Origin of the sequence: Solibacillus sp. FSL R5-0449, assembly GCF_037975215.1 — a bacterium.
Lineage (GTDB): Bacteria > Bacillota > Bacilli > Bacillales_A > Planococcaceae > Solibacillus.
Window position 1 is genome coordinate 2593586 of sequence record NZ_CP150239.1, and the last position, 11777, is coordinate 2605362.

Here is an 11777-nt window from a genome sequence, read left to right on the forward strand (position 1 = left end):
GAGCAGGAGGATTTTTCTATACTACATTTACTTCAAAATCTACATCGACTTTTTTTATGTCGACTGTCGGGTAATCACTTAAACATATTTCATATGTAGCGTCCAACATTTTGCCGTTCTCCTGGAAAATACGAATCCAAGGACGTGTCACATCAACAATATTTTGCTTTGATACAATTCCCCGTCGTTCATCTGACAGCAGTACAATTGATCCATTTGCGTAATGGACGACACTCCGTCGGAAAGCCTCCATTACCTTTGCATCAAACTGCTTCCCGTCACCCCTACTGATGATAGATATCGCTTCTGACGGCAACATTTTCTTTCGGTAAATCCGATTGGACGTCAACGCATCAAATACGTCCGCAACAGCGATAATTTTTGCAAACGGATGAATTTCATTGTTAACAAGACCCCGCGGATATCCGCTCCCATCAATACGTTCATGATGCTGGAACGCGCAATGAGCTACAAGCAATGATACTGAATGTAAATTGCGTAATAAATCAAACCCGTAACGGGCATGGTTTTTCATCTCTTCATACTCTTCATCCGTTAAGTTACTCGGTTTTAATAATATATCAGGCGAAATAAGCAGCTTTCCCACATCATGTAAAATTGCCCCAATTCCAATTAATCGTATGTCTTCGTATGAATAGCCCATTTCTTTAGCAATCGCGATTGAATACAAGGCTACTTGGAATGAATGCTGGTAAATATATTTGTCATACAAATAAGCATCCGTCAGCACCATTAATACTTCTTCGCTATTAATAATCGCATTCATAATATCATCGACAATTAAGCCAATTACTTTTGACTGTTGATCAAGTACATATGATGCCTGATCCCGTTTCGCATTCTTTACATTTTCGAACGATTTCGCCATGTTTTTAACGGCTTCCATTCTTTTTAACGGCTCAATCGTTTCTTCAATTTCAATTCCGGCTGATAGTTTATCATCAATGTATAAATAATGAATATTTAGTGCTCGCAGCCTTTCAATAATCCGGCTAGTTACAATGACATTTTTATGAAGCAGCGGATGTCCGGCTTCATTCCAGATCGTTCTGCCGACTGCCATACCTTCTTTCAAAACATTTATCGATATTAATCGCATCTATACTAATTTCTCCATTCTACTATTACGTTCATTATATAATTGGAAAGGGGCTTTTGGGAAATTTTATTGAAACTTTTTCATACAATAATTTTTAAACACATCCCGGATAAATTCCGGCAGCATATATTGTTTTTTTGCATACTTAAAACTTGGGAAAAAATAGCCGAATGTAAACAGATCCAGCGTTGCTAAACGGTAAATTCGATCCGGCACCATGAGTTCTCCGTTAATATTAAGTTCTCGCTGCTTCGTCATCTCAATACCGTAGTTCAAGATTTTCCCGAAAATAACACCTCTAAAGCCAAGGCCTTTTAATTCAAGACGCGGCCATTCTTCATTTTCCGATTGAGTGAAAATTTCTTTTAATTCATTACCTGTTATTTGAACAACACATATATTTATCGGATGGGGAAAAATTTTATGAAGATCATATGTAGAAATTAACCCTTTTCGCAATGGTTCAACAAAGATTCCTGCATTGAACATGACACAATCGGCTTCTGTATAATCATACATACATTCTGCAAATAAATCCGATAATTGAGAGCGGTGAAACCATTCTTTATTGTATGGTTTCGTTAAATTGAAAATAGGTTTTTCCATTATAGCCTTTGCTTCTTTTTGTAGATTGGACAACCATTGTTCTTCTTCTTCGACAGTCGGTAAAAGAGCATTTTCATATAATTGATCTGATTTTTCTACTAATTTACGAGACACGTGGTCAAATTCCATCGTTAACTGACCGGTATACTGTCCAAACTTTCCGCCTCCGGTTAAAAGGACATTGTTTTCCATTTTACCTTTTTCAAATACATGATGTGTGTGTGAACCGAAGATCACATCGATGATCGGGCATTCCTGTGCCAGCAATTCATCTTCGGTAATGCCTAAATGAGATAAACAAACAATTATATCCGCCTGTTTTTTTAATTCAAATGCCCGCTTCACAAGCTCTTTGCGCGGGTTTGTTACGTCCCAGCCAAGTTCCTTATAAAACAGATCAAACGGGGCAGTTGCAGCTATTACAGCGATTTTTGTGCCGTACTGGGTAGTTAATATTGTATAAGGTTTCATCCACTGGGGATTTTGTTCTGATTGTGAATATAGATTTGCAACAACTACCTCGAACTTTGCATCATCATATAGCTGATAAAGCAGATTATAGGAGAGCGTTATGCCTTCATTGTTTCCGATTGTCACTACATCATAATCAGCATCATTCAGCATTTTGATATTCCCTTTGCCTAGTGTTGCCTCTGTATATAAATTGGAACGGTCCAAATGATCTCCTAAATCAACCAAGAAGCTAGTTTCACCTTTTCCGGCCAGTATTTGACGTTGTATTTGAATAAACGACTGACTGCGCTTCCAGTACGTAAAATGACTATGCAAATCATTCGTATGGAATATATGAATTACTTCTCGCACTTTTGCATTGCCACCTCGCTCTACATTATTCTTCAAAAAGACCTAATTGCTTTGGCGCTAAACCATCAAATTCAAGATCAAGAATTTGCTGCATTCGCTTTGCATTTTTTGCTGCATGTCCTCCCGAATTATTATTAAATAAGACAAAAACATGTTTTGACTGGCGAGCCAAAAATGTTACTTCCTCTGCAAGTTTCTGCAATTCTTCTTCATTATAATCATATAAAAACCGAACTTTGCGCCAGTTCTCCCCATGCCCTATATTTCGCCAGCCATGTACATTGCGCCCGTGAATACGTACAAGTACCTTCCCACTGGTAGCAATCGGAACAAAAGGAACAGAGCCGTTTCCTGCCTGCGGTTCATCACAGACCGTATGAATCAGTTCATGATCCTTCAAAAACTGCAGTGTCTTCTCTTTCATTTGCGGGCTGTACCAAGTTTGGTTTCGAAACTCAATGGCAATTGGATAACCTTGTAATTGTTGCTTTATATATCGAATATATTGAACGTTTTTTCCTTGGCAGTCAAACCAAGGTGGAAATTGAACAAGGACCATTGCAAGCTTATTATGCTTTTTAAATGTATCGGCACAATTTCGGAATGCGTTGAACATATCATTTTTCGTCTCAAAAGGCAGTTCCTCGCGCAAATGACCTGTCATGCCCTGATAAGCCTTCACGACAAACTGGAAGCTATCCGGTGTTTCTTTGCACCATTTCTCAACGTTTGCCGGTGATGGTATTGCATAAAAGGACGTATCTAATTCTACGACAGGAAAATGCCCGCTATAATCAAATAATTTATCTTTTGCTGCTGTAACTTCACTATATACTTCCGGGTGATCTCCCCAACCAGTTAAGCCGATTGAAATCATCGTTCTTCACCTCTCTAGCATTGTATAATACCTTACCCTTTTCAATGGTCATTCATTGCAAAAAGCTACATTTCCTATCATAATAATAGAAAAAAGGAGGACAAGTTTATGCATATTTTACAATCAACAGAGGAATTTGAGCAATTTAAAAGCAGTTCAGCCGTTATTTTCGAATTTACAGCCGACTGGTGTGGAGATTGCCGTTTTATTGATCCGTTTATGCCGGAAGTCGTTGAAAAATTTCCCGAATATACATTCGTTAAAGTTGACCGTGATAAGTTTCTGGACTTATGTATTGATTTAGGCATTATTGGTATTCCGAGCTTTCTAGCCTATGAAAATGGCAAGGAACTTGGTCGTTTCGTCAGCAAAGACCGTAAAACACAACAGGAAATCGAAAACTTTGTTTCCAACTTAAAATAGAAAAAAGCTTCAAACGCATAAGCAGTCGTTTGAAGCCATTTTAATATTATTTAATAATACCTTCATGCTCTTCATTTTTCATCATCTTACCGTTCTTCTTTTCCCCTAAAGCCCAAAAAGTGAGTGCTACTGCAACTACAACTACAGCACCCGGAACCCCTAAAACTACTGGCCAAAATAAGTTTTCCATTTTGTCGCTCCTTTATGTATATATCTAAATCCATTATTCCATCTAATACAATTATTGTAAATGGATACTCTGCGCTTTCTTAAATCTTTCTAGTAAAGTTGTTTATTTCTTCACGAATTCAACACAATTTTGCTAAATTAACAGGTTTGCATTTGAGGTATGGGACGCCCGGCAAATAATTTTAGTCAAGTTATTTATCATTTTAGTCATCTTATTTAGCAATTTAGTCAACGCTACTTGCTATTTGGCCAACTTCGGCATTTTTTTAGTCATACTAAGAGAGATTTTAGTCAAAGTAAATATCCAAGAGACATCCAACAATAAAAAAAACCTGTCTCCGATAAATCGGAGACAGGTGCCTGGATAGAAATTATCCGATAGAACCTTCCATCTCGAATTTGATTAGACGGTTCATTTCTACTGCATATTCCATTGGTAATTCTTTTGTGAATGGCTCGATGAAGCCCATTACGATCATTTCTGTCGCTTCTTCTTCAGAAACACCACGGCTCATTAAGTAGAACAATTGCTCTTCAGATACTTTAGAAACTTTCGCTTCGTGCTCTAAAGAAACGTTATCATTTAAGATTTCGTTGTAAGGAATTGTATCAGAAGTAGATTCGTTATCCATGATTAATGTGTCACACTCGATGTTCGAACGTGCACCTTTAGCATTTTTACCGAATCTTACTTGACCAAGATACGTAACTTTACCACCTTGTTTAGCAATCGATTTTGAAACGATTGTTGAAGATGTGTTTGGTGCTAAGTGAATCATTTTCGCACCAGCGTGTTGGTGTTGACCTTTACCTGCAATGGCAATTGATAATGTCATACCACGTGCGCCTTCACCTTTAAGGATACAAGCAGGGTATTTCATTGTTAATTTTGAACCGATGTTACCGTCGATCCATTCCATTGTACCGTTTTCTTCAACAACTGTACGTTTTGTAACAAGGTTATAAACGTTGTTCGCCCAGTTTTGAATCGTTGTGTAACGGCAGTAAGCGTTCTTTTTAACGATGATTTCAACTACAGCCGAGTGTAGAGAGTTTGTTGTGTAAACTGGTGCTGTACAACCTTCTACGTAGTGTACTGATGCATCTTCGTCTACGATGATTAGCGTACGTTCGAATTGACCCATATTTTCAGAGTTAATACGGAAGTATGCTTGTAATGGTGTGTCTAATTTAACGCCTTTAGGCATATAAATAAATGAACCACCAGACCAAACTGCAGAGTTTAATGCTGCGAATTTGTTATCTGTATAAGGGATTACTGTACCCCAGTGTTTTTTGAAGATTTCTTCGTTTTCTTTTAATGCCGAGTCAGTATCTTTGAACACAATACCTAAGTCAGTAAGGTCTTGTTTCATGTTGTGGTAAACTACTTCAGATTCATACTGAGCAGATACACCTGCAAGATATTTTTGTTCAGCTTCAGGAATACCTAATTTATCGAATGTTGCTTTGATTTCTTCAGGTACTTCATCCCAAGAACGTTCTGTTGCTTCAGATGGTTTTACGTAATACGTAATTTCATCGAAGTTTAATGACGCTAGGTCACCGCCCCATTGAGGCATTGGCATTTCATAGAATTTTTCAAGAGCTTTTAAGCGGTAGTCAAGCATCCACTGAGGCTCTTCCTTCATACTTGAGATTTCACGAACGATATCTGCTGTAAGTCCACGTTCAGAACGGAAAATAGATACGTCCTTGTCATGGAAGCCATACTTGTAATCGCCGATTTCAGGCATTTTTTTAGCCATGTTGTCTCCTCCGTTCATCTATTGAGAAGTGCTAAAATGTGCATAAACACACTTTAGCCTTACTACTTTTTAGTTCTTTTCGTTGTTTACGCCTTTTTCCATCGCTTTCCAAGCTAATGTAGCGCATTTGATACGTGCCGGGAATTTAGCTACACCTTGCAGTGCTTCAACATCCCCAAGGTCGTACTTTTCATCGTCAAAATCTTCGCCCAGCATCATTTTCGAGAAAATATCTGCCAGTTCCAAAGCTTCGTCCAATTTTTTGCCTTTGACAATTTGAGTCATCATTGAGGCTGAAGACATGGAGATAGAACAGCCTTCTCCATCAAACTTCGCATCTTCTACGACCCCATCGTTTAACTTCAGTGTTAAATGGATACGGTCACCGCAAGTAGGGTTATTCATATCGATTGTCACACTGTTTTCTTCAAGAGCCCCTTTGTTACGAGGGTTTTTATAGTGGTCCATAATTACGGAACGATAAAGTTGATCTAAATTATTAAAAGACATCGCCAAAATACTCCTTCGCTGAGCGCAATCCTGCAACTAGACGATCCACATCTTCTTCATCATTGTACATGTAGAAGCTTGCTCGTGCTGTTGCTGTTACTTGAAGCCATTTCATTAAAGGTTGGGCGCAATGATGTCCTGCGCGAACTGCGATTCCACTCATATCCAATACTGTCGCCACATCATGTGGATGCACGTCATCTAGGTTGAATGTAACAAGTCCGCATCGTTTCATCGGGTCACGTGGACCGAAAATCTGAAGACCGTCAATCGTTTCCAATTGATCCATTGCATAACCAGCCAACTTATGTTCGTGGGCTGCAATATTGTCTAATCCGATTTCCTCTAAAAAGTCGATTGCGGCACCTAAGCCAATTGCACTTGCAATAATCGGCGTACCACCCTCGAATTTCCACGGTAACTCTTTCCATGTTGATTCATATAAACCTACGAAGTCAATCATTTCTCCGCCAAACTCTACTGGTTCCATTTCTTCAAGAAGCGCCTTTTTACCATATAGTACCCCAATTCCAGTTGGTGCACACATTTTATGTCCTGAAAATGCCGCAAAGTCTACATCCAGATCTTGAACGTCTACCTTCAAATGCGGTGCTGCCTGAGCTAAATCAGCAACAACTACCGCACCATTTTCATGGGCAATCTGTGCAACTTCTTTAATCGGGTTGATCGTACCTAATACGTTTGAAACATACATCATAGAAACAATTTTCGTTTGTGGCGTAATTGTTTCACGTACTTTTTCCAGTGAAATTGTACCGTCTGCTTCAAGGTCGATATATTTCAATACCGCGCCTTTTTCTTTTGCAAGCTGCTGCCATGGAATAATGTTTGAATGGTGTTCCATGTACGTAATGACAATTTCATCACCTTCTTGTACATTTTGGCGACCATAGCCTGCAGCAACTGTATTAAGTGCTGTCGTTGTACCACGAGTGAAAATTACTTCTTGTGTTGAACTAGCATTAATGAATTTACGAACTTTTTCACGAGCACCTTCATAGGAATCCGTAGCACGGTTACCAAGTGTATGAACACCACGGTGAACGTTTGAGTTATCTAAATTATAGTAATTTGAGATTGCTTCAATAACTTGAATTGGCTTTTGAGATGTAGCCGCACTATCCAAATAAACTAAAGGATGTCCATTGACTTCCTGATTTAGAATTGGAAAATAACTTTTAATATCGTTAGGTATCATTATCGAACTTTCCTTTCGATAACCTCCGTCAGCTGCTTTTTAACGCCTTCGATTGGCAATTTAGCAACAACTGGCGCAAGGAATCCATGAATTACAAGGCGCTCTGCTTCTGCTTTAGAAATACCACGACTCATTAAGTAGTACAGTTGAGTTGGGTCAACACGTCCAACAGATGCCGCGTGTCCTGCTGTTACATCATCTTCATCAATTAATAGAATCGGGTTAGCGTCACCGCGTGCACCTTCTGAAAGCATCAGTACACGAGACTCTTGTTCTGCATTTGCTTTTGTACCACCATGCATAATATGACCGATTCCGTTAAAGATTGATTGTGCAGAATCTTTCATTACACCGTGTTTTAAAATTTGACCGTCGGAATTTTTACCCCATTGACGGATTAATGTTGTGAAGTTAAGTTTTTGATCTCCACTACCTACAGTTACCATTTTGAAATCTGAAGTAGAGTTGTCGCCAACTAGGTTTGTAGTATTTTCATAAATTGTATCTGAGTTCGTCATTAAACCTAATGCCCAGTCAATTTTTGCATCGCGCTCAGCATGTCCACGGCGGTTTACATAAGAAGTATAGCCATGAGCCAAGTTGTCGACTGCACCGAATGTTACTTGTGCATTATCTTTTGCGATTACTTCTGTTACAACGTTTACTTGACCATGTGCTTCGTCAAATGTAGAAATATAAGTTTCAACATAAGTAACAGCCGAAGACTCTTCCGCTACTACTAACACGTGGTTAAATAATGAAGCTTCTGCATCGTCATTTAAAAATACAACTTGTAGAGGTGCTTCAATTACAACGTTGCGTGGTACGTATACGAAAATACCACCGTTTACTAGTGCTGCATGGTAAGCCGTTAATTTATGCTCATCCACTTTTACAGCTGTCGTCATAAAGTATTTTTCAACTAAATCTTTATGATCGCGAACCGCTGTTTGGATATCCGTGAAAATTACACCTTTGTTTTTCAGTTCTTCTGAAACTTTAATGAATGCCGGTGTATTGTTGCGTTGGATATACAGGTTTTCTTGTGTTTCAATATCAACTACTGATTTCACTTCTACAGGCAGCTCTTCCAATGAATTAAATGGAGCGCTTTCTACTGTGTGGTTAGGGAAATCAATGAAGTTCCACTTGCTAATGTTCGTTCTGTCTGGTTTTGGTAAGTCAAGCGCAGCAGCTTTTTCCATTGCGCTCACACGGAAATCAGCAAATGTTGCTGGTTCAGCATGTTTTTGCGAGAACGAGCGTACTTCTTCTGCTGATAACGCTAATTTTGTTTCAACCGTCATCTTCGTCGTCCTCCTTAATTATGCTTCTGTTACTTCTTCAGTATCTTCAATACCTAATTCAGCTTTAATCCACTCATAACCTTCTGCTTCCAAGCGTTGTGCTAATTCAGCACCACCTGATTTTACAACTTTACCTTGCATCATTACGTGAACATGGTCAGGAGTGATGTAGTTTAATAAACGTTGGTAGTGAGTGATCATTAAGCAGCCGAAACCTTCGCCGCGCATTTCGTTAATACCTTTTGAAACTACTTTTAATGCATCGATATCTAAACCAGAGTCGATTTCATCTAAAATACCGAATGTTGGTTTGATCATCATCATTTGTAGAATTTCGTTACGTTTTTTCTCACCGCCTGAGAAGCCTTCGTTTAAGTATCGTTGAGACATCTCTTCAGGCATTTCAAGGAATTCCATTGTTTTATCTAATTCACGGATGAATTTCATTAATGAAATTTCTTGTCCTTCTTCACGACGAGCATTGATTGCTGAACGTAAGAAGTCCGCGTTTGTTACACCAGGAATTTCTGATGGGTATTGCATAGCAAGGAATAAACCAGCTTGTGCACGCTCATCTACTTCCATTTCTAAAACATTTTCACCATCAAGGTAGATTTCACCTGAAGTTACTTCATATTTTGGGTGACCCATAATTGCAGAAGCTAATGTCGATTTACCAGTACCGTTAGGACCCATGATCGCATGTACTTCGTTTGTATTGATAGTTAGATTTACACCTTTTAAAATCTCTTTTCCGTCGATTTCAACGTGAAGATCTTTAATTTCTAATGTTGACATTAAATTACCTCCAAATATTCATTTGCATACTTTCTGTACGCCAAATTAAGTTCATTACCAATCTTAACCGAAATGATTGTGGGTTGCAAATAGTTTAGAATGATTTTAATTAAAAAATCCCTATCAATCTTAGAAAACGCTTTACTGCAGTTTATTTCTACTATTTAAATAGTAATAATTTAGCTTTTCATTTTTTCAATAGCAATCCTTTAATTGAGAATTAATTTCACTTATTAAAATGGTTGTTATTAAATTCCCCCAAAAATATTTAAAGTTTGAGCAAAACTAAAAAACGCCATTTTTCTATGGGAGAAAAATGACGTTTTTGCAGTGTGTAAAATTGATTTCCATTCCGGGACGCTTTCCGCGGGCACGGCGTGGGGCCAACACGATGTTGGTCACAAAAGCGTTGCCACAGGACGTGGCGCTCTTAGCTTTTGTCCCTAAGTCTCAGGCATCGGTGCTCCTGGCGCTTCGCTATCGTCGCAAAATAAATTTTGTTATTCCCGCTGGAAGGTTTGCTTGTAGCGAAAGGCATAGCCGTCAGCTAGTGTTTTAGCAGTGCGAAAGGTGAAACCGTCAGCACGAACACTCGCCCTCCATTCCAATCAATTTTGTAAAAATCCGTTTAAACGATTTTATTAATTTTTCACTAGCATTTCACTTAAATAATAATGAACACTTGCAGCTACTCCGCGGCCTTCTTTGATTGCCCATACGACCAGGCTTTGGCCTCGGCGTGCATCACCGGCAGCAAATACACCAGGAATACTTGTTTCGTAGTCTTTAATCGATGCACGGATGCGGTTGTTTGTTAATTCTACTCCGAAATGTTCCGGCGTTTCTTTTTCAGCACCTTCAAAGCCGATTGCGACAAATACATGCTGTGCCGGCCATACTTTCTCAGTACCCGGCAACTCTTTAAAGAAGTGGAAGCCATCTTCACCAAGAATTTTTTCCATTTGAATTGTGTGAAGTGCTTTTACATTACCATCGCTATCTTTATCAATTTTCGTAGTTTGAATGCAATATTCCCGTGGATCACGGCCAAATTTTGCGTCTGCTTCGGCATAAGCGTAATCCATTGTGTAAATGTTCGGGTCTTTTGGCCACATCGTTTCATCTGTACGAGCAGTGGCCTGTTGCGGATGTTTACCGAATTGGTAGACAGAACGGCATTTTTGACGAAGTGCTGTTGCTACACAGTCAGCCCCTGTATCACCGCCACCAATTACAATGACATCTTTTCCTTCAACATTTAATGCCTGATTATCTTCAAAATCAGAATCTAGCAGGCTTTTCGTAACATCTGTTAAATAATCCATCGCTAAATGAATATTGCCTGCATCACTTCCTTCTAGATGAAGAACCCGTTGTTTTTGAGCTCCTGTACATAAAATGACCGCATCGAAATCTGCTTGTAATTGCTCTTTTGTTATATCTTTACCGATTTCTGTATTTGCAACGAAATCGATGCCTTCCAATGATAATAAGTGAACACGACGTTCAATCACATCTTTTTCAAGCTTCATATTCGGGATACCATACATTAATAACCCGCCAAATCTGTCGGAACGTTCGAACACTGTTACAGAATGGCCAAGCTGGTTCAGTTGATCTGCAGCTGCTAAGCCGGCAGGACCTGAACCGACAATCGCCACTTTATAGCCAGTACGCGTTGCCGGGATGCGCGGTGTGATCCAGCCGTTTTCAAACCCTTTATCAATGATCGTACGTTCAATTGATTTAATCGCTACAGCCGGATCCGTAATAGCCAGTGTACAGGACCCTTCACATGGTGCAGGGCAGACACGGCCGGTGAATTCAGGGAAATTATTCGTCATATGCAAACGTTCCAACGCTTCCTGCCATTTCCCTTTATAGACTAAGTCATTCCATTCAGGGATGACATTTTGAATCGGACAGCCTGCTGCTGTACCGCGAATTTCAATCCCCATATGGCAAAATGGTGTTCCGCAATCCATGCAGCGCGCACCTTGTGTCTGTAATTTTTCATCAGATAGCCTGCTTGTATATTCACCCCAATTTGAAAGACGCTCTAGTGGTCGTTGTTCTTGAACTTTCTCTCGTTTGAATTCCATAAAACCCGTTGCTTTTCCCATGCTAGAAACCC

11 protein-coding genes are annotated in these 11777 nt (G+C 39.3%); 1 reads left to right on the plus strand and 10 read right to left on the minus strand.

The genetic code is table 11. The features are described from left to right. Window positions 1–16: 16 nt before the first annotated feature. From MKY27_RS13075 to MKY27_RS13085, 3 genes are all read right to left on the minus strand, one after another. On the minus strand, window positions 17–1120 hold the full coding sequence (locus MKY27_RS13075) for an HD-GYP domain-containing protein (protein WP_339195555.1): 1104 nt from the start codon (window positions 1118–1120) through the stop codon (window positions 17–19). 66 nt (window positions 1121–1186) lie between these two features. Next, on the minus strand, window positions 1187–2551 hold the full coding sequence (locus MKY27_RS13080; protein WP_339195557.1) for a bifunctional UDP-sugar hydrolase/5'-nucleotidase: 1365 nt from the start codon (window positions 2549–2551) through the stop codon (window positions 1187–1189). Window positions 2552–2576: 25 nt separating this feature from the next. Next, the gene (locus tag MKY27_RS13085) at window positions 2577–3428 is read right to left on the minus strand and encodes a DUF72 domain-containing protein (protein ID WP_339195560.1); all 852 of its coding nucleotides are present in this window, start codon (window positions 3426–3428) and stop codon (window positions 2577–2579) included. A 108-nt stretch (window positions 3429–3536) separates the two neighbouring features. On the opposite strand from MKY27_RS13085, the gene MKY27_RS13090 reads away from it, so the two are divergent. After that, window positions 3537–3851, plus strand: coding sequence for a thioredoxin family protein (locus MKY27_RS13090; protein WP_339172842.1), 315 nt, complete (start codon window positions 3537–3539; stop codon window positions 3849–3851). A 46-nt stretch (window positions 3852–3897) separates the two neighbouring features. On the opposite strand, the gene MKY27_RS13095 is transcribed toward MKY27_RS13090, so the two are convergent. The 7 genes from MKY27_RS13095 to gltD all read right to left on the minus strand — a co-directional run bounded on the left by MKY27_RS13095 (window position 3898) and on the right by gltD (window position 11766). Continuing rightward, window positions 3898–4041, minus strand: a complete 144-nt coding sequence (locus MKY27_RS13095; RefSeq protein WP_339172844.1) for a hypothetical protein — start codon at window positions 4039–4041, stop codon at window positions 3898–3900. A 370-nt stretch (window positions 4042–4411) separates the two neighbouring features. Next, complete coding sequence (gene sufB, locus MKY27_RS13100) at window positions 4412–5809, minus strand: Fe-S cluster assembly protein SufB (protein ID WP_339172847.1); 1398 nt, start codon at window positions 5807–5809, stop codon at window positions 4412–4414. Window positions 5810–5878: 69 nt separating this feature from the next. Further along, complete coding sequence (gene sufU / locus MKY27_RS13105) at window positions 5879–6319, minus strand: Fe-S cluster assembly sulfur transfer protein SufU (protein ID WP_339195563.1); 441 nt, start codon at window positions 6317–6319, stop codon at window positions 5879–5881. After that, a complete protein-coding gene (locus MKY27_RS13110) occupies window positions 6309–7538 on the minus strand; it encodes a cysteine desulfurase (RefSeq protein ID WP_339172851.1) in 1230 nt (409 codons plus the stop codon). Before MKY27_RS13110 ends, sufU begins: the two co-directional genes overlap by 11 nt. Next, entirely contained in the window at window positions 7538–8845 is a 1308-nt protein-coding gene (gene sufD, locus MKY27_RS13115) for a Fe-S cluster assembly protein SufD (protein WP_339172854.1), read from the minus strand. The genes MKY27_RS13110 and sufD overlap by 1 nt, the downstream gene beginning before the upstream one ends. A gap of 18 nt (window positions 8846–8863) precedes the next feature. Then, a complete protein-coding gene (gene sufC, locus MKY27_RS13120) occupies window positions 8864–9643 on the minus strand; it encodes a Fe-S cluster assembly ATPase SufC (protein ID WP_008408673.1) in 780 nt (259 codons plus the stop codon). A gap of 641 nt (window positions 9644–10284) precedes the next feature. Further along, a complete protein-coding gene (gene gltD, locus MKY27_RS13125) occupies window positions 10285–11766 on the minus strand; it encodes a glutamate synthase small subunit (protein WP_339195564.1) in 1482 nt (493 codons plus the stop codon). Between the last annotated feature and the right edge of the window lie 11 nt (window positions 11767–11777).

Coding starts and splice junctions, on each gene's coding strand:
- gltD (WP_339195564.1), bottom strand. CDS start 11,766: ATGGGAAAAGCAACGGGTTTTATGGAATTCAAACGAGAGAAAGTTCAA.
- MKY27_RS13075 (WP_339195555.1), bottom strand. CDS start 1,120: ATGCGATTAATATCGATAAATGTTTTGAAAGAAGGTATGGCAGTCGGC.
- sufD (WP_339172854.1), bottom strand. CDS start 8,845: ATGACGGTTGAAACAAAATTAGCGTTATCAGCAGAAGAAGTACGCTCG.
- sufC (WP_008408673.1), bottom strand. CDS start 9,643: ATGTCAACATTAGAAATTAAAGATCTTCACGTTGAAATCGACGGAAAA.
- MKY27_RS13090 (WP_339172842.1), top strand. CDS start 3,537: ATGCATATTTTACAATCAACAGAGGAATTTGAGCAATTTAAAAGCAGT.
- MKY27_RS13110 (WP_339172851.1), bottom strand. CDS start 7,538: ATGATACCTAACGATATTAAAAGTTATTTTCCAATTCTAAATCAGGAA.
- sufU (WP_339195563.1), bottom strand. CDS start 6,319: ATGTCTTTTAATAATTTAGATCAACTTTATCGTTCCGTAATTATGGAC.
- MKY27_RS13095 (WP_339172844.1), bottom strand. CDS start 4,041: ATGGAAAACTTATTTTGGCCAGTAGTTTTAGGGGTTCCGGGTGCTGTA.
- sufB (WP_339172847.1), bottom strand. CDS start 5,809: ATGGCTAAAAAAATGCCTGAAATCGGCGATTACAAGTATGGCTTCCAT.
- MKY27_RS13085 (WP_339195560.1), bottom strand. CDS start 3,428: ATGATTTCAATCGGCTTAACTGGTTGGGGAGATCACCCGGAAGTATAT.